The sequence below is a fragment of the Aporhodopirellula rubra genome (genome assembly GCF_014192335.1).
Classification (GTDB): domain Bacteria; phylum Planctomycetota; class Planctomycetia; order Pirellulales; family Pirellulaceae; genus Rhodopirellula; species Rhodopirellula rubra.
Window position 1 is genome coordinate 454,011 of the sequence record NZ_JACHXU010000001.1, and the last position, 21,545, is coordinate 475,555.

At 57.1% G+C, this 21,545-nt stretch carries 14 protein-coding genes; 4 read left to right on the plus strand and 10 right to left on the minus strand.

Translation table 11 applies throughout. From position 1 onward, the window contains the following. Positions 1 to 105: 105 nt before the first annotated feature. Positions 106 to 1,959: a glutamine--fructose-6-phosphate transaminase (isomerizing) gene (gene glmS, locus FHS27_RS01520; protein ID WP_184301214.1), complete on the minus strand. Its 1,854-nt coding sequence runs from the start codon at positions 1,957 to 1,959 to the stop codon at positions 106 to 108. A 451-nt stretch (positions 1,960 to 2,410) separates the two neighbouring features. Here glmS and FHS27_RS30915 point away from each other — a divergent pair, with 451 nt between their 5' ends. From FHS27_RS30915 to FHS27_RS01535, 3 genes are all read left to right on the plus strand, one after another. Next, positions 2,411 to 3,058: a DUF502 domain-containing protein gene (locus FHS27_RS30915; protein ID WP_184300727.1), complete on the plus strand. Its 648-nt coding sequence runs from the start codon at positions 2,411 to 2,413 to the stop codon at positions 3,056 to 3,058. A 216-nt stretch (positions 3,059 to 3,274) separates the two neighbouring features. Next, on the plus strand, positions 3,275 to 4,864 hold the full coding sequence (locus FHS27_RS01530; RefSeq protein ID WP_246418981.1) for a hypothetical protein: 1,590 nt from the start codon (positions 3,275 to 3,277) through the stop codon (positions 4,862 to 4,864). A gap of 5 nt (positions 4,865 to 4,869) precedes the next feature. Continuing rightward, positions 4,870 to 6,960 carry a MutS family DNA mismatch repair protein gene (locus FHS27_RS01535; protein WP_246418982.1) on the plus strand — a complete coding sequence of 697 codons (2,091 nt, stop codon included), beginning with the start codon at positions 4,870 to 4,872 and terminating at the stop codon, positions 6,958 to 6,960. Between the two features lie 39 nt (positions 6,961 to 6,999). Here FHS27_RS01535 and FHS27_RS01540 read toward each other — a convergent pair whose 3' ends face one another. Further along, positions 7,000 to 9,549 (minus strand): alpha/beta hydrolase-fold protein, encoded by a 2,550-nt coding sequence (locus FHS27_RS01540; protein WP_184301221.1) that lies wholly within the window; start codon positions 9,547 to 9,549, stop codon positions 7,000 to 7,002. 337 nt (positions 9,550 to 9,886) lie between these two features. Here FHS27_RS01540 and FHS27_RS01545 point away from each other — a divergent pair, with 337 nt between their 5' ends. Next, positions 9,887 to 10,765 (plus strand): LysR family transcriptional regulator, encoded by an 879-nt coding sequence (locus FHS27_RS01545; protein WP_184300730.1) that lies wholly within the window; start codon positions 9,887 to 9,889, stop codon positions 10,763 to 10,765. A 13-nt stretch (positions 10,766 to 10,778) separates the two neighbouring features. Here FHS27_RS01545 and gluQRS read toward each other — a convergent pair whose 3' ends face one another. The 8 genes from gluQRS to FHS27_RS30920 all read right to left on the minus strand — a co-directional run bounded on the left by gluQRS (position 10,779) and on the right by FHS27_RS30920 (position 21,019). Beyond that, entirely contained in the window at positions 10,779 to 11,801 is a 1,023-nt protein-coding gene (gene gluQRS / locus FHS27_RS01550; protein WP_184300733.1) for a tRNA glutamyl-Q(34) synthetase GluQRS, read from the minus strand. 16 nt (positions 11,802 to 11,817) lie between these two features. Next, entirely contained in the window at positions 11,818 to 13,206 is a 1,389-nt protein-coding gene (asnS, locus tag FHS27_RS01555) for an asparagine--tRNA ligase (protein ID WP_009101178.1), read from the minus strand. Positions 13,207 to 13,227: 21 nt separating this feature from the next. After that, a complete protein-coding gene (locus FHS27_RS01560; RefSeq protein WP_184300737.1) occupies positions 13,228 to 14,967 on the minus strand; it encodes a sodium:solute symporter family transporter in 1,740 nt (579 codons plus the stop codon). A gap of 98 nt (positions 14,968 to 15,065) precedes the next feature. Then, entirely contained in the window at positions 15,066 to 16,115 is a 1,050-nt protein-coding gene (locus FHS27_RS01565) for an aldose epimerase family protein (RefSeq protein ID WP_184300740.1), read from the minus strand. A gap of 310 nt (positions 16,116 to 16,425) precedes the next feature. Further along, on the minus strand, positions 16,426 to 19,113 hold the full coding sequence (locus FHS27_RS01570) for a protein kinase domain-containing protein (RefSeq protein ID WP_184300743.1): 2,688 nt from the start codon (positions 19,111 to 19,113) through the stop codon (positions 16,426 to 16,428). A 16-nt stretch (positions 19,114 to 19,129) separates the two neighbouring features. Continuing rightward, positions 19,130 to 19,702, minus strand: a complete 573-nt coding sequence (locus FHS27_RS01575) for an ECF-type sigma factor (RefSeq protein ID WP_184300747.1) — start codon at positions 19,700 to 19,702, stop codon at positions 19,130 to 19,132. Positions 19,703 to 19,823: 121 nt separating this feature from the next. Further along, positions 19,824 to 20,714 (minus strand): IS3 family transposase, encoded by an 891-nt coding sequence (locus tag FHS27_RS01580; RefSeq protein WP_315854451.1) that lies wholly within the window; start codon positions 20,712 to 20,714, stop codon positions 19,824 to 19,826. A gap of 26 nt (positions 20,715 to 20,740) precedes the next feature. Continuing rightward, on the minus strand, positions 20,741 to 21,019 hold the full coding sequence (locus FHS27_RS30920; RefSeq protein WP_246418983.1) for a transposase: 279 nt from the start codon (positions 21,017 to 21,019) through the stop codon (positions 20,741 to 20,743). Positions 21,020 to 21,545 lie beyond the last annotated feature (526 nt).

Here is a 21,545-nt window from a genome sequence, read left to right on the forward strand (position 1 = left end):
GTCGTCGAATAAGAAAAGCCTTGGAAACAGGTGTTCACTAGCTTAGTCCGGTTATGCCGCCAAAGGAGAAGGATAATCTCAATTTCCTTCCCCACAACTCAAACTTTACTCAACCGTTACGCTCTTCGCCAAATTGCGTGGCTTGTCTACGTCACAACCCCTCAAAACTGCAATATGGTACGAAAGTAATTGCAGTGGTATTACTGATACAATCGGCTGTAGGAACTCGGGAGCTTCGGGAATCATGATGACATCGTCCGCGATTTTGCGAATTTCTGTGTCATCGGAGCTCGCGATCGCGATCACGGGGCCGCCTCGCGCTTTGACCTCTTCCATGTTCGACAGCACTTTGTCGTAGGTCGTGCCGCGGGGCATGATGAAGATGCTCGGCGTGTCTGCGTCGACCAGGGCGATCGGACCGTGCTTCATTTCGGCCGCCGGGTAGCCTTCGGCGTGGATGTAGCTGATTTCTTTGAGTTTGAGTGCTCCTTCGAGTGCGGTGGGGAAGTTGTACCGCCGTCCGAGGTAAAGCACGTTGGTCGCCGATTGATACTTCTCGGCGACTCTCCGGACTTCTGCGTCGCAGGTCAACGCCTGCTCGATCGTCGCAGGCAGACGTCGCAGGTCTTCGATGATTCGGCCGCCGGTCTCGAAACTCATGTGTCGCATGCGTCCGAAATACAACGCCAACATGGCGAGCACGCAGCACTGGCTGGTGAAGGCTTTGGTACTCGCGACGCCGATTTCCGGACCCGCGTGCAGGTAAACACCGCCATCGGAGGCCTGTGCGATGGAACTGCCGACGACGTTGCAAATCGCCAGGGTTCGATGTCCTTTCCGTTTGGTTTCGTTGAGCGCGGCGAGCGTGTCGGCGGTTTCGCCGCTCTGCGTGATCCCGAACACGAGCGTGTTGTTCTCGATGGGAGGATTGCGGTACCGCAGTTCGCTGGCGTACTCCACGCAGACCGGGATCCGCGCCAATTCCTCAATCATGTATTCGCCGACGAGGGCGGAGTGCCAACTCGTTCCGCACCCGGTCAGGATGATCCGTTCGACACCGCGGAGTTGTTGCGGGGTGAGGTTCAGGCCGCCGAAGACGGCCGTCGCGTCTTGATCGTTCAATCGTCCTCGCATCGCGTTGCGAAGGGCATCGGGTTGCTCGTAGATCTCCTTGAGCATGTAGTGGTCGTAACCGTTCATGCTGACTTCGCCGGAATCCGCTTCCAACGGCTGGATGTTGACGCGGACTTTCCCGCTGTCTCGGTGGAGGACGGAGAATCCATCGGCGGTCAAAACGGCGAGTTGGTGATCGGCGAGATAGACGATGCGGTCGGTCCGACCGGCGATCGGCGACGCGTCACTGGCGACGAAATACTCGCCACGGCCGACTCCGATGACCAGCGGGCTGCCGAAACGTGCGGCGATCATGAATCCAGGCTTATCGCGAAAAACGATGGCCAGACCATAAGTGCCGCGGAGTTGGGCGATCGCCCATTGGACAGCCGTGACGTAACGAGCGTGCGGTTGGTCTTCGATCGCGGGTGTGTTGGAGAGGCCTTCGGCGACCAAGTGCGCGATCACTTCGGAATCGGTGGCCGATTTGAAGTGGTAGCCCTTTTCGATCAAGCCGTCCTTGAGAATCTGGTAGTTCTCGATCACGCCGTTGTGAACCAAAACGACTTCGCCGTCGCCGCCGATATGTGGGTGGGCGTTTTCCTCGGTTGCCGGTCCGTGGGTGGCCCAGCGGGTGTGTCCGAGACCGAGCGTGCCTGGGGGCGGAGTGCCCAAACGATCGGCGAGTGATTGAATCCGGCCGACGGAACGCGTTACCGCGATGTCATCTTCGCAAACGATCGCGACTCCGGCACTGTCGTAGCCGCGATATTCCAACCGACGGAGTCCGTCGATGAGAAATTCAGCCGCGTCTTCGCTGCCGACGTATCCAACAATTCCGCACATCTTGTATAGGCCTTCGTCAAACTGGCGTCGCGAGCGAAACACGCTGTTCTCGCGGTCGCGGCAGTTCTCGTGTGAAGTGAATGATTTATGAAAGCATCGTCACGGTTCCATTGGGGAAACGTAATTAGTCAGGGTTTCGCAACTCTGAATGCTCGCGTCAAGGCCGAGGATGATACTGGCCCGTTTAGGGGGTATGTTAAGCCAGGCACGCTCGTTTTGCAATTTACTTTTTAAATCGCCTTGTAGTACGGTTTTTACGGCCCGATGGGTGTCGGGCGGCCGTCGGTCTCACGCGAGACGCTGAATGTCTCCGCTGAATGTCTCCGCTTAGTTTCTTTGGGCACTCGTGTGGCTAGAGGCGTCGGGCACTTCGAGTTGCTGTGCCAGCCTTGTCGCTGGGGCATCGCGGGGACAGTTCGGGGCTCTTTTTTACCAACATGGATTTACCGTCGTGAAGAAACATGTCACCCGGCACCTCTCGTTTTTACGAGCGACCGCGATCGGCGGGATTTTCTTTTTATTGCCGTTCGCCGTTTTATGCTTTTTCCTAGGGCAGATCGCTCAGGTGGTGGTCGCGATCGCGGTCCAGATCCAGCCGATTTTACGAGACTATCTCGGGATCAATCACGTCACCGGGTACGCGTTGATTTTTGCCATCGCGTTGTTGCTGATCATCCTGGCGTGCTTCATCGCCGGGATGCTGGCCAGCCGCTCGGTGGCGAAGCAGTTCACCGGATGGGTCGAAAAGTACCTGTTGATGATGTTCCCGCGGTACGCAATTTTCAAAGAACAACTCAGCGGGAACATTGGTGGTGACATTTCGAAAAACCGCCTCAAACCGGTGCACGTGCGTCTGGAGGGTTATTCCCGAATCGCCTTCGAGGTCGAGCGATCGAGCGAATCTGACGCGGTCGGGCATGCCGAATTGGTGACGGTGTTTTTGCCAGGTTCACCGGATCCGTGGAATGGGACCGTGATCAATGTGACGCCCGATCGAATCGAGCCGATCACGTCGCCCTTCCCCGACGTCTTGGGGGCGTTCGAAAAGCTCGGCCTCGATTCACAGAAGATCTTGCGTGGTGAATCAGTGCACGGCTAACACCAGACTCGGCCAGAGGGGGGAGTCGTCGGTCAGAGAACGACGCACGGGGGCTGTGGATATCCGAGACGGGGCTGGGGATATCCGCGACGCTCTGCTCTGTTTATCCTATTAAGCAGCTGTTTTTGTCATTAGAGAACTCGCCATTCTCTCCGCTGAACGTTCTCTCCGCTGGGCTGGTTCGCCGCCATTTCCGGTCAGTCAGGTTCTATCGCGATGAGCGAATTCCTTCTCTATTACCGTCGACCTGATCCCACCACGTGGGTGTATATGTCGTCGTTTTTGACGATCGGGTTGTTCTTCGTCTTCCGACGATTCTGGAGCATTCGAAATCTCGACATTCTGCTGCTGATTTTGCTCGCCCCCGGGCTTTTGATGGTCAATGAGGGCTACCGTCGACAAACACGTCTGGACCGCGAACTCGTCCAATCGATCACACTCAAACGAGCAGCCGACGATCAGCAAGCAACGTCTTCGTCGGACGCGGCAAACGAAGATGCATCGAATTCAGCATCGCAGTCTGACGCACCCGCAGAAGATCGCTCGACAAGTGCTGCGGTCTCCGGCGAAGAGGCGAACCGAACGCTCGTTTCGGCAACCGACGCAGCACTCGCTGACGAAACGCCGCTGGCAACACGGCAAACGGGTTTGGATGTTGTCGATGAGGATCCGCGTACGCCGCAACAGATTGCCGCCTACGATTCGGCGATCGGTCTACGACGGGGAGGTTTCATATGGCTGTTCGTGATCGAGATGGGATTGATGATCCGTATGCTGCTCGATCCGTTAATGGTGCGGCGTCCGCTCTTGGATCCAAACCTCACGACCGGTGGATTGAACTTCCTCGGCATTTCGCTGTTCATTTTCATGATGGCCAATGTCGTCGCGAGTACGCCTGAAATTCAGCGAGAGCAGGGCCCCGAACTCGGGCCGGGCTACGCATTGATGAACATGCTGCCGACGATCCCGGTACGGCCGATCAGCGAAGTCCTCGGTGGTGTCGAACCTCCCACACTCGACGAGCTTTCTCCGGCGCAGCAGAGCCGCGCTGCGATCGCGAAGATCATTGCGATCATCAGTCAATCGGCAATGCTGATTGGCATCTTGTTGATCGGCAATCGTCACTTCGGCAACCTGCGATCGGGTGCCGGTTGTGCAACGTTGTATTTGTTGATGCCTTACACCGCTCAAATGACAGGACGGGTCGACCACGTGGTGCCTGCGGCGCTGTTGTTGTGGGCGATCTTGTTGTACCGAAAACCGTTTTTCTCGGGGCTGTTTGTCGGTGCGGCGGCCGGGTTGGTTTACTATCCATTTTTCCTCTTGCCGCTTTGGTTCAGTTTTTATTGGCAGCGTGGTGCTCGCCGTTTTGCGATCGGCGTGTTGTCGATGATCGGTGTGTTGATGGCACTGCTCGTGCTCGGCGGCACAGATCCGTTCTTCGAGCATTTGCGTCAAATGTTCGGTCTGTTCTTCCCCACCCAAGATCCACGCGGGGTTTGGGAATTGGGGTGGAACCCGGTTTGGCGTTTGCCGGTGATTGTCGCCTTCGTGATTCTGAGTTTCTTCTTGGCGGTTTGGCCGGCTCAGAAGAACCTCGGTATCCTGATCAGTTGTTCGGCCGCGTTGATGATCGCGGCTCAATTCTGGCACGGCTACGGCGGCGGGTTGTACATGGGATGGTTCTTGCCGCTGTTGCTGCTGACGATCTTTCGACCCAATTTGCAAGATCGCATTGCCTTGAAAGTCATTGATGCCGCCCCCGCGACGCAACCCCGCGCGACCGCTCAAATGGATGCAGCCTGATACGGATGTCAAATTCTTCTTCCCCTTCCGAGTCTGCCGCTGGGGCAGAACTCGATGGCAGTGCTTCGGATCGGCAACGCGAGCGAGAAACGCTCGATAGCTGTGAGGAGGCACGCACCCGTTACACCGACCGGTTGTCGGGCATCGATTCCGAACTCGAACAATTTTCAGCGACGGATTCCAAACTGGGAACGCTGCGAGTCGGGCTGTTCTTCGTGTTGGTCGTCGGCATCGGGTTTTCGACAACGACAGGCCACCCGTTTTGGATCGCGATCGCGATCGGAGCCTTGCTCGCGTTTCTCGTGACGGTTGTCCGAAACGAAGCCGTGCGAACGGAAATCGAAATACGTCAAAACGAATCTCGCACACTGCGCCGACTCAGTCGTCGTTTGGATCGGGATTGGACGTCGCTCGCGTCTGATTCGATTGGGCAAACCTCTGATGCGATCCGCCTCGATGACCGTCAACGTTATCTTGCTGACGATTTGGATTTGATCGGCGACGCGTCTTTGTTTCAGCTCGTTTCCATGGCCGCGACGACGCCCGGTCAGCGAACATTGGCGAATTGGTTGACCAGTCCAGTGGACCCGGATATCGCCCGAGACCGGCATCATGCCGTTCGGTCCCTCGCCGCTGAACGCGAGCCCCGGTTGCGGTTCTACACGCTCGCCCGAGAGGTCGGTACGTCGACGGGCGATCCCGAGTCGTTTGTGCAATGGGCGAACAGTCCGCTGTGGTTGCCGTCGCGACGATGGCTCGTGCCGTGGGCCAACCTGACGGCGATCGTTTCGGTCCTCTGTATCGCGGCGTTGGTGTTGGCGACACTGACCGAAAACCGTGACCTGACTCGCTTGTCGTTCTTCGCTTTGATCGCCATTGCCGTCGTGAACTTATCGATCGCCTCCTTGATGTTGGGACCGGTCGCTCAGATTTTTTCGATCGCGATCCAGTCGCGACGGAGCGTTGATGATTATGCGGAGTTATTTCAATCGGCAGAGTTGTTACCCGAAGATGCACCGGAGCATCATGCGACGAATCGTTTGGCGGATCGAATTCGGCGAACGCTGTTAGATGTCGGTGATTCAGGCGACGACGGTGGATCGGCGGGGCTCGCGATGGGGCAACTCGCGTCTGTTGCGAAAGCGGGATCGCTGAAGCATTCCGCCGCCACGTTTTTGATTTATCTTCCGTTGCAAGCGTTCGGGTTGTGGGACGTGCGGGTGTTGCGACGACTCGAAGCGTGGCAGCAACGGTATGCGACTCGCGTCGACGAGTGGTTTCTCGCGTTGGGCGAACTTGAATCGTTGCTCTCGGTTGCCGCGCTCGCCGATGAATACCCGCACTGGGCATCGCCTGAGTGGATCGACGATCGTTCCGGCGGCGCCGATGCGGGCAAAGAAGCGATTCTGAATTGCCAGCGGTTGGGGCACCCCTTGCTGCGAGACGAAATTCGCGTTCGCAATGACGTCTCGATCGGACCGGCCGGCACGTTGTTGTTGGTCACAGGCAGCAACATGTCGGGCAAGAGCACGATGCTGCGCAGCGTCGGATTGAACGTGTCGCTCGCGATGGCGGGGGCGCCGGTGTGCTGTTCCCGGATGCGTTTGCCACCGATCGAAATGGCCACGAGTATCCGTGTCAGCGATGATCTCAGCCAAGGCGTATCGTTTTACATGGCTGAACTGAATCGATTGGCAGCAGTGGTCGAACACGCCCGTGAATTGCATGCGTCAGCAAACCAGGAGCCCGCCCACACGCCGTCGGCGAGTGGAGCCACTTCGCGACGTCGACTGTTGTTCTTGCTCGATGAAATCTTGCAGGGAACCAACAGCCGAGAGCGGCAGATCGCGGTCACTCGCGTGCTCGGGATGCTCGTCGAAAGCGGCGCGATCGGTGCGATCACGACGCACGATCTCGAACTCGCCGACGAACCCGAATTACTGCGTATCGCCCACACCGTTCATTTCCGCGAAACGATCACGCCGGACGCCGATGGCGATGAACGGATGACGTTCGATTATCGAATGCGAGACGGTGTTTCGCCGACGACCAACGCTCTTCGCCTGCTCGAGATGGTCGGGCTCGGCGAAAAGTGAACGCGGGTCTGAAGGACGACGTGGTGGCGTCGTTGAGGCTCAGATCTTGAGTTTCCGTCGGTACACTACATTGCCGTTGGTGATGTAGAGATAACCGTGACCGGAGCCCGCGAGCACGCAACTCGTCAGCGGCTTGCTGGGGTTCGGGGCGGGCAGGACCCCGCAGAGACGTCCGGTCGGGTCAAAGATTTGGACGCCGACAGCGCTAGTGACGTAGTACCGTCCTGCGGCATCCACCGCCGATCCGTCACCACGCGACGCGGTGATGTACGGTGGCGGTTCGTTGAACGCAAACTCGCCTTTCGGGTCAATCGGCAATCGCATCGTCATCGTTGGCATTTTGGAATCGAGCGATGCTCCCGCGCCCACACGCATGGTCCACGTGTATTCGCCACCATGATCAGAGACGGCGAGTGTTCCGCCGTCTGGTGATAGCACGATTCCGTTGGGACGCGTGATGCCTGAGTCAACGACGGTCGTTTCACCCGTACGCGGATCGATTCGCGTGACGTGTTTGGCTTTCGTTTCGGTGATCAGGACAAATCCGTCATCGGTGACTGCTAAGTCATTGGGTGTTACGTTTTCGGCGACTACGTTAATCTCGCCGGTTGATGGCTCGATCGATATCACACGTTTTTTTGCACCTTGGCAGCCATAGAGCGTTCCGTCGGGGCCAAATTCGAGGCCGCTGACCGCTTCGGCGGCGATCTTTTCTCGCAATCCGTCAGACGCGCTGACGCGGTAGATCGCGGGAGCCCGCATGTCGGAAAAGTAAAAGTTGCCTTCCGTGTCGGCACACGGTGCGTCCGCGAAACCCAGTTCATCGGCAACCACTTCCCACGATTCACCGGGGATCAACAGGTTCAGTAACGTCATGTCGCCTTTGAGGTCATCACGCGTGTCGATGGTCGGTTCGACCGTTTCGTTTCGCCACAACCATTTCATCGCGTCGGGAAATCGCGAACTGCCGTAGTCGGCATTGTGGGCATAACCTTCGGCCCAGTCGAATCGCACGTCATATCCCATGTACTGCAGGCTCGATGCCATCCGTTGGTTCGCCCATGGCCAACTGCCGAACGCGTTATCGACGTCGCCGCTCGTGTCGGCCATGTAAACGCGGATCGGTTTGGGTTCGGTTTTACGAACGAGTGCCGGGTAGACGTTGCCGCCTCGCAAGTGAGTGAAACTGCCGACACTCGAGTAAACCTTTGAGAACACATCGGGACGCTGCCACGCGGCGGTGAAGGCGCAAATCGCGCCAGAACTCGACCCGCCAATCGCCCGCATCTTAGGATCCTTCGAAATGTTGTATTTCCCTTCGACTTCGGGAAGGATCTCTTCGAGTAGGAAGCGGGTGTAGCGATCACCGAGACTGTCGTATTCGTATCCTCGATTGGAGGACTTGTTTTTGGCGCGAGGCTTGTTTTTGTCGTGACCGGGATCGATGAAGACCGCGATGGTTGGTGGCATTTCTCCTTTCGCGATTAAATTGTCAAATACCGTTGGGATACGCCAACGCCCCTTGATATCGGACATCCGTTTGCCGTCTTGGAAAACCATTAACGCGGTCGGTTGTGTTTCGTCGTATTGAGCCGGGACATAGACCCACCAATCGCGAACAGTGTTGTTGAATATTTGGGATTCCCATGTCGGCATGGCAACGACGGTTCCGTGGGCAATCGTGGTGTTCTCGACCGCATCGGGGTGAGGTTGCCACGCAGGTTTCGTTTCATTGTTTTCGATTTCGTCGACGGGAGCGTCGTCGTCCCAAAGCCACGTGATGGCCGATGCCAGTTCCGCTCCGCCGTACTTCGACGTGTGTCCGCCTTCGGTCATCACGAGTTTGCTTTGGTATCCGGCAAAACGCAGGGCCGCCGACATGTCTTGGTTCGCCAAGGGCCAATTGCCATGCAGATTGTTGAGGTCGTCTTTGCCTTCTTGAAGGTAAACTTTGATCGGTTTGGGATTGTCTTTCGTTTTGCGAATCAAGCCGGGATAGGCCCATCCGCCACGGATGTTCGTAAAGCTGCCGATGTGACTGAGTACATTGCTGAACTGATCAGGCATTTCCCACGCGGTCGTAAAGGCACAAATTCCTCCGGAGGAAATTCCGCAAACGGCACGATCCCTCGCTTGATCGGAAACCCGAATTCCGTCCAGAGCCACGGGCAAGAATTCGTTAACGAGAAATCGTGAGTAGCGGTCCGACATCGAGTCGTATTCGAACGAGCGGTTGCTGCGACCCGCTGCGTTTGGCTTCGTCGCCGGTATCACTCCGGGATTCACGAACACGGCAACCGTTACCGGAATCTCGCCTTGGTGGATGAGGTTGTCGAGAACCGAGGGAACGCGAAAGTTTCCCTGCTCTTTGGCGTAGTTCAGCCCGTCCATGAACACCATCAGGTTTGCCGGTTCGAGTGCGTCATGCTGTGCGGGGACGTAGACTCGGTATTCCCGCGTCGTGCCAGGGAAGAGAGTGCTGTCGTCAAAGACTCCGGACGTGATGGTGCCGTGTGGGATATCGCCTTGATTCGTACGAGCGGCGTCGGATTGTTTTTCAGCCGATGCCGGGGTTACGGTTCCGAGCATCGCAGCGGACACGAAGATAGCCAGAAGGAATTTCATGGGCAGCAAACCTAAAAGGAGGGAGGTGGGGAGGGCGGTTTGGAAACCGTGCGGTTGCAAATTGTACTCGATGTCCGATGGCGGGAGGGATCTTTCGTGAACGCGACTCGCCGCTCAGTCGTCACGCGAGCGGTGCCCGATAGCTCTGCGTTTCCCGCAACGGTACGATGGCCGCGATGCGGAGAGTGCATGATGAGGTTGGCCGTTGGTGAGTCAAAGCCGGCGATCGGCGGCACGTGGGTGTGATCATGCGTTGCGATGAAGATGGCGATGACGACGGCGAAATGCGGGAGAGATAAACGTGGACATGGATCAATTGATGTACTTTCAGGGCGTCGCGGAAACTTGCAACTTCACGCACGCGGCGGAGCGTTTGAACCTGTCGCAGTCGGCGCTCAGTCGCGCGATCCAACGGCTCGAAGACGAAGTGGGGCAACCGTTGTTCGAGCGAAAGCCGCGCAGCGTCGAGTTGACCGATGCGGGTTTGATCTTCCAATCTCGCGCCGAGCAAATCTTGTTAATCGTCGAAGACATGAAGGCGGAGATATCCGATGACGGTCAAACAGGACGGTTGAGGATCGGGGCAATTCCCACGATCGCACCCTACTTCCTGCCGGATCTTCTGCGGCAGTTTGCCGATCAGTATCCGAAAGCGAATTTGGTCGTTCAGGAAGACACCACTGATAATTTGGTCCGTCGGTGCAAACAGGGAGAACTCGACGTGGCGATCGTCGCGCTGCCGATACCGGCCAAATATGTTGAGATCGACAATCTGTTCGAAGAAGAGCTGTTTTTGGTTTTGCCGCCCGAGCATCCGCTGACGCAGAAAAAGCAGATTCGGCTGAGCGACATTCAGCACGAACCCTTTGTGCTGCTCAATGAAGCTCACTGTCTCTCGGACAACATCGTGTCGTTTTGTCGACAACGTTCGGTTCATCCGCTCGCCGTGGAACGGGCCAATCAGTTGGCGATGGTGCAGGAACTCGTGGCGTTGTCTCACGGAATCTCACTGATTCCAGAGATGGCCAAGAAACTCGACAAAACCGAACGTCGGGTTTATCGGTCGTTAAGCGGTGTGAAGCCCAAACGCACGGTGGTGGCGATTTGGAATCCGTATCGCTTCCAGAGTCAATTGCTGATCCACTTCCGTGAGGCGATTCACGCATACGTGCAAGAGTAGGAATGTTCGCGTGCTACGGCGTGGTGCTAGGCGGTGAATAAGTCACGCGGTTTCGCGAAACCATCGACCAATCAAATAGGTCGATCATCTCGCGGTGCCAACGGTCGAGGTTCCAGTGAGCGGTTTCCGGTTCGCTCGGGAAACTTTCGTGCTGTCCCATCGCAGAACGAGCCGCCCACGCCACGATAGTTTCCGGTGCAACGCCTTGTTCTCGGTACAGCGACAATCGAGTGTCACCGTGTCGCTTGGCGAGTCTCCGGCCGTCTTCGCCGACCACGAGCGGAGCGTGTGCGTACGTCGGATGCGGGACGCCGAGATATTGGTAAAGCTGCATTTGGCGAAACGTGCTGACGAGCAGGTCGTCGCCACGAACCACTTCGGTCACGCCCGCGTCGATGTCGTCAACAACGACCGCGAGTTGATAGGCCGCGGCGCCTTCTTTGCGTGTGACGGGGAAATCACCGATCGCCGTGCTCGGGTCGCAGTGCACTCGTTTGGCCACGAGATCGTCGAACCACATCGCGGTGTTGTCGACGCGAAACCGCAAGCAATAACTGCCCTCGTCCGGGAATGGATCTTCGTAACGCCAATCGTTACAGGTACCGGGGTAGATCGTCGTTTCAGCGGTAACGGTTTGTTGGTCATTGAGAACATTGGCACCGATTGCCATCTGTTCGTGCGGTGCTGATGAGGCGGTTTCGATGTCTTTTCGAGAGCACGTGCACGGGTACGCTCGGTCGTCGGCGACGAGACGATCGAGCAGTTGCTGGTATAGCTCGGAACGTTCGGTTTGAATGATGGGCACGCCGTCGTGTTCGATCCCCAACCACGCGAGATCTTCGATCGCCTGTGCGGTGGCCCACGGTTTGACCCGAGGGGAATCGATGTCTTCGATGCGAAGGATGAGGCGAGCGTTTTGTGCTCGTGCACTCCAGTACGCGAGCAAGAACGTCCGCGCGTTGCCGAGATGTTGGGCGCCGGTCGGCGAGGGCGCCAGACGGCATACCGGGGTTGCCTGATCAATGTTGGAGAGCACGTCGGCAACCTTCGCGTTAAAACTCCGCGTTGCCAGGTGTCCGCGGGAAAGGGATCACGTCACGGATATTGGTCATGCCGGTGGCGTACTGCACGGCCCGTTCGAGTCCGAGTCCGAAGCCCGCGTGTGGGACACTGCCGTAGCGTCGAAGGTCGACGTACCACCAGTATTCTTTTTCGTCGAGACCGGCTTCGTTCATTCGCCGCAGTAGAACATCGAGGCGTTCTTCGCGTTGGCTGCCGCCGATAATCTCGCCGACACCTGGAACCAGCACGTCCATCGCCGCGACGGTTTTTTCGTCATCGCTGACACGCATGTAAAACGGTTTGATCGTTGACGGGTAGTCCGTCAGGATCAACGGACCATCGACGAGTTGGGTGAGGTACTTCTCGTGTTCGGCTTGGAGATCGATGCCCCATTTGACGGGATACTCGAACTTTTCATCACACGAGGTGAGTCGTTCAACCGCCTCGGTATAGGTCATGTGTTCGAAAGGTTTCTCGACAACCGATTTCAACTGCGCGAGTTTGCCTTTCTCGATCCGTTCGTCGAAGAACTCCATGTCCTCGGCACAGTGTTCCATCACATCGGCGAAGATGCGTTTGAGGAACGACTCGGCGAGTTTCATGTTGTCTTGAAGATCGAAGAACGCCGCTTCGGGTTCCACCATCCAGAATTCCGCGAGGTGCCGCGACGTGTTGCTATTCTCGGCGCGGAAGGTTGGGCCAAACGTGTAAATTTTCGATAGCGCGCTGGCGTAGGTTTCACCCTCGAGCTGGCCACTGACGGTGAGGTGAGTGGGTTTGCCGAAGAAATCCTGTGAGGGATCAAACGGGCGGCTGGATCCCGCGAGTTTTTCCAAATTGAGCGTCGTGACGCGGAACATTTCGCCCGCGCCTTCGCAGTCACTGGCCGTCACGATCGGTGTGTGCAGATAGTAGAAACCCGCATCGTCAAAGAACCGGTGGATCGATTGGCTCAGCCGGTTGCGGACCCGCATCACGGCACCGAGGGTGTTGGTGCGGGCACGGAGGTGGGACCACTCACGTAGTTTTTCGAACGAGTGGCGTTTTTTCTGCAGCGGATACGTTTCGCCATCACACCACCCCAGCACGCGAACGGACTGCGCGTGGAGTTCGGTCGATTGTCCCTTGGCCGGTGATTCGACGAGTTCGCCCTGCACGACCACGCTGCAGCCCGCGGTCAGCTTTTGTACTTCGGTGGTGTAGTTGTCCAGTTCACCCGGCGCGACGACCTGGAGGTTTCCCAAGCAGGTTCCGTCGTTGATTTCGAGAAAGCTGAAGCCACCTTTGCTGTCGCGGCGGGTGCGAACCCAACCGCGAATTTCAACGGCTAGCGGAAGTGTGTCACTACGTCGACACGCATCAATCGTCATCCAGTCCATGGAAGCTCACCCGATCGTTGATTACCAGAAATAATAATACAGGCCCATTGTCGCCAAGATGATCAAACCGCCTGCGATTTGAGCACCCTTGGACGATTCGAGGTTCATCTTTTCGTTCACCGGCATCGTTACCGGTGTCTTCAACGGATTGACCAGTGTCACGACCAATCCGGTCAACAGCACGATAAAGAAGCACAGTGCCATGCGGTCCAGGAACGCGATTTGATCAGCGTACCACCAACCTTGCTCAACGATAATCGGTCCCAGCAACCATTTGAACGAAGCGTACGCGACAACGTTGACGATGATCCCGAGGGTACCGAAGTACTTCGGAGTGCGTGGCGAGAAGAAACCGAGCAAGAACACCGCGAGAATGCCGGGCGAGATGAAGCCCTGGAATTCTTGGATGTAGGTGAAGATGCTGGTGAAGTTGTCTAGCGACGGGGCAACCAAAGCCGACAACAGAACGAACAAGACAACGAAAACGCGACCGACCATCACCAATCGGTTTTGATCTTTCTCGTGCGTGACTTTCGCATACAAGTCCATCGTCGCGATCGTCGAAGCCGAGTTAAGCATCGACGCGAGCGAACTGATCACGGCACCCGAGAGTGCGGCCAGGATGAACCACGAAATCATCGGGTAGGGTTTGATCAGGTTCCGGACGAGCACCGGGAACGCGCGGTCATAGTCATATTCATTCGTCGCGTTATTAAACAAGTCGTCGGCAAAGAGGTTGTAAGCGAGAATCCCCGGGATCACGACCAAGAACGGGATCAGTAATTTCATGAAGGCTGCAAAGACGATCCCCTTCTGGCCTTCGGCGAGCGACTTCGAACCGAGTGTTCGTTGAACGATGTATTGGTTCAGACCCCAGTAGAAGAAGTTTGGAATCCAAAGGCCGACGATCAACGCGGTCCAAGGCAATTCCGGGTCTTCTTTCGGGCGAACCATGTGCGTTTTACCGCCACTGCCGTTGGGGCCGTTGACCGCGACGGCTTCGTTGTCGACGCCGTCATTGAGCAAGATAAACCGTCGCCATAATCCGGCTTCCTCCAAATCGGCGACCGTGGCGTCGGAGTTGGCGACTTTCGTGTCGATCAATTCTTCCGCGGGTCGGTCTGACAGTTGGATGAACGCCATCGTCATGACGATGATTCCGCCAACAATCAACGCCGAACCCCAGACCAGGTCGGTCCAGGCACACGCTTTCAATCCACCGACAAACACGTAGGCGGCGGCGAAGAGAGCAATCAGCCAACACATCGCGGTCAAATTATTCAGGACCGGGACGGTGTTGTAGTATTCCGAGATGAATTTTGCCCCCGAGAAAATCACCGAGGAGGTGGCGACGAACACCAACGTTACCACGGCGGGAATCGCCATCACCAGACGGGCGATTGGGCCGAATCGGTATTCCAGGAATTCAGGAATCGTGAACAGACCGGCTTTGAGAAAACGCGGCAGGAACAGGAACCCGACGACGACCAAGGTTACCGCAGCCATCCATTCGTATGACGCGATCGCCATCCCCAGCCAGTTGGCCGCCGAGCCCGACATCCCCACGAATTGCTCCGTCGAGATGTTCGCGGCGATCAAGGAGAAACCGACCAGCCACCACGTCAGCCCGCGACCGGCCAGGAAGTAATCCGACGCGTCGTCCGTTGGGTCCCCGTCATCCGGTTCACTCGCCATCCAGATCCCTAGCGCGATCACGCCGAGAACTGATCCGAGAAACAAAACTACTTCGAGAATATTCATGGGCCGGCAGAAGAATAGTGGGGAGAAAGGTGTCGAAGCTCGGGCGTTGCGATGCTCGTTGGGCGATGTTTTACGATATTTAGCAAACCCGTGTGAGGCTATGCCGTGAATCGATGGACAGTTTTCTCATGAAAACTCATACCCGGGCGTAGCAACGTCGAGGGAAAGTGAGGGTGGTTGGGGGCATCGGGGGGAAATTGCGTCTCTAGGCAGAAAGCATCATGGCGGACGTAACCGCCACTGCTTTCGTTACCGAGGAGATGGTTTGCCGTATAGAGTTGCATCGAGGGCATCGTGGTTTCGACCTCGAGCACGCGTCCGGACGCCGGATCGGTCACGCGAGCGGCGGGTCTCAGTGTGCCCGCCTCGCCGGCCACGAGGTAGCAATGGTCGTAGCCCTTGGTTGCCGATAACGAGTCGATGCGTTTGGCAAACGAGGTCTGCTCACGAAAGTCAAACGGTGTGTTCTCAACACTCAGTATCTCGCCCGTAGGGATCAAGTCTTCGTCCACGTCGAGCAGTTCGCTCGCGTGAATGATGGCTTCGTGTTCTAGCGTCGATCCCGAATCCACGCCGCCCAAATTCCAGTAACTGTGATTGGTCAGGTTAAGGTGGGTCGGCTTCGTCGTTGTCGCGTGGTACTCGATCGTTAATTCGTTGGCGTCGTTCCACGCGTACTCCGTCGTGACGGTAACCTCGCCCGGGAAACCTTCGTCGCCATCGGGGCTGACTAACGTAAAACGCACTCGGTCTGCGTTTACACCCCGGGCAGCGTCGGCGGGGATCAGTTCGGTGGTCCAGTGGTGATGTGAGTAGTTCACCGCACCGCCATGTAAACAGTGTTTTCCTTTGTTGACGGTCACCTGATGGTCGACGCCGTCGATGCTGAATTTGCCGAATTTGATTCGATTGCAGAACCGGCCGATCGTGCTGCCAAAACCCGGGTGAGGAGCCAGGTAGCGGTCAATGGAATCGAAAACGAGGTTCACGTTCGCACGCTGTCCCGATCGATCCGGTACCACAACCTCGAGTAATGAGGCCCCCCAATTCATCACGCTGACGTGATTGCCTGAACCGTTGGTGAGCGTGATCTTCGTGATCGGAGCTCCTTCCGCGGTTTCTCCAAAGGGGACGGTGATAATACTCATGCTGTTTCGCTAGGGAGGATACGATCGTGGATCGATTAATTTGAAGTCACTTTCCTGCCCGCGGCGGCATTCGCCTCGAGGCATCCATTCTTGCGTTGCCGTTGCCGTTGCCGTGCGAGACGCAGGCCATTGAGGGAGATGAGCGGCGGCATCGGTTCACACGCAGAGACGCGGTGGATTGCCGGAGCGACGTGGCGTCAGGCAGCGGATGCGAGTCGTTGTGATGGCAGACTGAGGAGTTTACTCGCAAGTCGTGTCAATTCACCAGTCCCGCTCGACGCGGCCAGTGGACGCAGGCGAGACGGCGGGGCTACCAAAGTCGCATCAATGCGGCTTCGCGGACCTCAGCAAACGAGGGCAGATCGCGGGGCGGCGCGCCTTCGATCTGTTCGCACGCTTCTTGGTAGAAGACAAAGTACTCGACAAAGTCGAACCAAGGCGGAATTGTGGTTTCGGTCTCTTGGAGGGCCAGCGTCTCGGCAACTTCGGTGAGCGAATTGCGGGAATCGGCGAGTGCCTTTGCGGCATCGTCGGCAAGTCCCATGTGATCGTACGCCATCGCCAAAGGGGCATCGATGAGCCAGCGTGCAGGCCAGCCTTGGTCCGCGTGAGACTGTTGCAGATATTCGATCGCCTTTTCGTATCGACCGGCACGAAGGTACGCCACGCCCGTGATGTACTGACGAACATTGGGAGGCAAATCGTGAGGGCTGGCACGATCCGGCGACGGTCGGGGCGGCGATGAACGAAGCGGTTGTTCCCATGGCCTCGGTGTTTCCCACGGCCTCGATATCGCGTCGCCTCTCGGTCGCTCCCCCGGTCTCGCGATCGGGGCGGTTTCGTTAACACCCCAGGGATCTGGGTTTCGTTGGTTTGGATTTTCTGGGCTGGTGTTTCCCTGGCTGGAACTTCCACGGTTTGGAGGGAGGTGATTCGGTGAACCGGATTGCGACGATTCACGCGTCTCCGGTCTGCGATCAACACGGGGGTGATTCGGCCGTGGGGGGGGCGGCGGTTGTTTCGAGTCAAAGAAAATCGACGGAGGTGCCCGGCGTTCATGCGGCGGCCCGTTGCCGCGTGGTGGTCTGTTGTCCCACTGCGGCTCACCTTCCCACTGCGGCCCGTTATCCCACAGTGCCCCATCGAGCCACGGTGACCTGCCGGGTGGTTGCCGCCCGTTTGACGATGGGGCAGCAGGCCGCGACGCGTCAGATTGGTCGACTTCCGCTTGCGTCCATCGGGCGAGTTCTTGGAACGACGCGTCGCTGATCCCGTCTTTGCAAGACAGGCAGTTGCGGACGAACTCCCAGTGGTCGATTGGTTGTTGGTTTGCGATGTGTTGGTCGAGTTGTCGACACAATTCGCGGGCCGCGTATTGGTGCCCGGTCAATTCGAACAAACATGCGGCGCCCCACCATTGAGGAGTATCGCTGGTTGATCCGAGTGAGATTGCGGTGACGAAGTCGTCGGCGGCTTCGTCCCAGAGGTTCAGTTGCGTGTAGAACTGCGCCCGACTGACCCACGGCAAGTCATAGTTGGGTTGTTGTTGAACCGCCTGATCGAAATCTTGTCGGGCGGCTTTCCATCGACCTGCGCCGGCATGCGTCTGCGCGCTCGCGACGAGTGAATTGGCGGTCGTGACGATCGCGGCGAATTGTTCAACATCCCGTTTGGCTTCGTTTGCCTCCCGCAGTGCGATCTCTTTCAAGTCGCGTTCGTGATAGGCGACTCTCATTTGCCAGATGCTCGCACCGGTTCCGATGATCATCGCCAACGCAACCAGAGAGACCGTTGCGATCACCACGCGGTGCCTGCGTGTGAACTTGCGCAGTTGGTACGTCCACGTCGGCGGACGTGCTTGGATCGGTTGTTCGGAAAGGTGGCGAGCGATATCACTCGCCATCTCTGCGGCAGATTCGTATCGTCGGTTGCGGTCTTTTTCGAGCGCCTTCATGACGATCCAATCGAGATCGCCGCGGAGTCGCGTGGTCAGCCGTTTCGGATCGAGTCGTCGCGCCATGGACACGGTCGTCATGCGGGCGTTCAGTGTCGTCAATCGCTGGCTCGGTCGCGGTGGATCTTCTTCACGGATGATGCGTCGCATCTCATCGAGTCCGGCCGAATCGAGACGCTCCCGATCGAACGGCGTTTCGCCGACCAGCAATTCATACAGCATCACGCCGAGCGAGTAGATGTCGCTGCGGGTGTCGATATCCAACCCGCTCATCTCCGCCTGTTCGGGGCTCATGTAAAGCGGAGTGCCGATCATCGAAAAGAATCGCGTGTAAATCGTTTTGTCCGTCAACGATTGTCCGATCGCTTTGGAAACGCCGAAGTCGATGACTTTCACTACCGGGCGATCGTCGTGCAGCGTGACCATCACGTTCGACGGTTTGATGTCTCGATGAATGACGCCTTTTTGATGAGCGTGATGCACGGCTTTGCAAACACTGATAAAAAGGGTCAGGCGTTCGTGGATAGACAGTTTGTGAGCATCGGCGAATTCGGTGATCGGGATGCCACGGACGAGTTCCATGACGAAGTACGGACGTCCATCGTCCGTGACTCCCGCGTCGAACACCTTGGCGATGTTCGGGTGATCCATCATCGCGACGGCTTGCCGCTCGGCTTCGAATCTCGCCAACACCTCTTTGGTTCCGGTTCCCGGTTTGACGATTTTTAACGCGACTTTGCGGCGGACGGGGCTCTCTTGTTGGGCAACGTAGACGAGCCCAAAGCCGCCCTCGCCGATTTGTTCCATCAATCGATACGGCCCAATCATGGAACCGAGTGCTTGAGGGAGATTCGTCAACGGCACGTCGACGGGCGGTTTGTCCAACGCGTTCTCGGGCGCGTCGTGAGCCCGCAGTAACGCGTCGACGCTGGCGCGGAGTTTCGCGTCGTCCCCACACGCTCGATCGATAAACGCTTGGCGCTCCTGAGGATCGTCAAACTCGATCGCTTCAACAAAAATAGTACGTTCGCTGAGATGGGGCATGTTCTCACGCGGCGAATCAGGCCGGCCCGTCTCCTTCCATTTCGCGACGTAGCCATGCCCGAGCGTATGTCCAATTGCGTTTGACTGTCCGCGGCGAAATGCCGAGCAATTCCGCGGTTTGGTCGATGGTCAGCCCGGTGAAGTAACGCAGTTCGACGAGCCGCGCGAGATCATGATCCGCAGCGTCGAGTTTCTGCAGTGCGTCATCGAGGGCGAGCAGCGTTTCGGAATCTTCCGGATGTGCGACCACATCGTTGGACGATAAATCGATTCGCTGACGGTCGCCACCACGCTTTTCCGTTTTCCGTCGCCGCGCGGCTTCGATCAGAATCCGCCGCATCGATTCCGCCGCCGCGGCAAAGAAATGACCTCGGCTGTCCCAGCTCGGTAAGTCTTCGCTGCCGACGAGACGCAAGAACGCTTCGTGCACCAAAGCCGTCGGTTGGATCGTGTGCCCGGCAGGCTCTCGCGTCATCTTCTGCGATGCCAAACGGCGAAGTTCGTCATAGACCAGCGGCAACAACTGGCCCGCCGCTTGACGGTCACCATTGTCGATCGCACTGAGTATCTGGGTCACTTCGCTATTCATTGACGTCCATTGTAACCCGTTTCTCATCACACCCAAGCAACCCAACCGTATTCGCCCGCTGTAGAAAGCACACACGTTCTCCTAGGTGACCCTGCGTTGCCCCAATTTCCTGTACCAGGCGTTATGAAAGATTCGGTTGGGTAACGGGTGACGGTTCAAGTGAGTCGCTGTGCTGATTCCGCGGAGTGAGCGCAGCGAACGGAGCGGAATCAGCACAGCGACGCGCGAACTCCGATGGGGTCAGGTAGCCCAGCGAACTGTGTGGCCGATGGTCATTGAAGTCTTCACGCCACGCTCGTGCCTTGAGCCTCGCGTCGCTTTCGCTCAGTAAATCGGTTTGGTGCAAATACTCGTCACGGAGCTTGCTGTTGAAACTCTCGCACAGACCATTTTGCCACGGTGAACCAGGCTCGATGTACAGCACTTCGACGCCCAACTTGCTCAGCCAATCTTTGATCGCCAGCGAGATGAACTCGGGGCCGTTGTCGCAGCGAAGCCGCTTGGGAACCCCGTGCATCGAAAACAACTCCGCCAACGTGTCAATCGCGTCTTCGCTCGTGATACTGCGACCTGACTTGATGCTCAGGCAAAGTCGTGTGTGCTCATCAACGATGTTCAAGAAACGAATCTTGCGTCCATCGACGGTCGATGTTTGCACGAAGTCCCAAGTCCATACGTCGTGAATGAACTGAGCTGGGGCGACGTGGCAGGCGTTCTTCTTCTCACCGGTTGCTCGTTTTTTGTGGCGTTTTCTCGGCACTTTCAATCCTGCGGCCTTCCAGAGACGGTACATGCGTTTGTCGTTGATCACTTCGCCATCGCGACGAAGCAACACCGCGATCCGGCGATAGCCGTACCGAGGTCGCTGCCTGACCAATTCAAGAATTTCCTTCGTCAACCGCTGATCTTCGTCCTTAGGGAGCCCTTCATATCGCTGGCTTGATCGCGGCTGATCGAGCACGTTGCACGCCCGACGCTCCGAGACAGAGAATTTCCGCTGAAGCGTCTGCACGGCGTCACGTCGCGACTGAGGGCTAGTCAGTTTCCCTTGGTGATCTCCTTGAGCATCTGGATGTCGAGGGCTTGATCGCCAATGATTTTCTTGAGTCGATTGTTCTCGTCCTCGAGCGTCTTAAGCCGCTTGGCCTCCTCGCTCTTCATGCCGCCGTACTGGGTCCGCCAGCGGCTCAAGGTTGCTTCGCTGACCTCAAGGGACTGCAGCACTTCGCCGACTGTCTTGCCGGCCGCAAGCATCGCATCGGCATCTCGCAACTTCTTGACGATCTGCTCGGGGGAATGTCGTTTTCGCTTCTTCATCGAAAGTCCTTTCGCCAATCTTGGCTGATGAACTTTCATAACTCATGGATCAGGATTTGGGGAGCATTCCAACCCATGCGAAATCCCACACCAAAAAGGGACACGTTTTCAAGGATTTTCGCCCAAGAAAGTTGTCCCGAAACAACGAAAACCAACCCAACCAATGACCACACGACCCAAGAACGAAGACCATCTTTCAAGGAGTCCGCACCTCTCGTGGTCAAACAATCACCCACAATCAACACCCGCCACCGGAACCACGAAACACACGAACGAAACGAAAGTAAGACCGGAGCCCATCTTTCGTGTAGTTCGAAACTTTCGTGGTCAAAACAAGCCACAACCAACGCCTGTCATTCCAACCACGAAATACACGAACGAAACGAAAACAAGAACGGAGCCCATCTTTCGTGTGGTTCGTAACTTTTGTGGTCAAAACAAGCCACAACCAACGCCTGTCATTCCAACCACGAAATACACGAACGAAACGAAAACAAGAACGGAGCCCATCTTTCGTGTGGTTCGT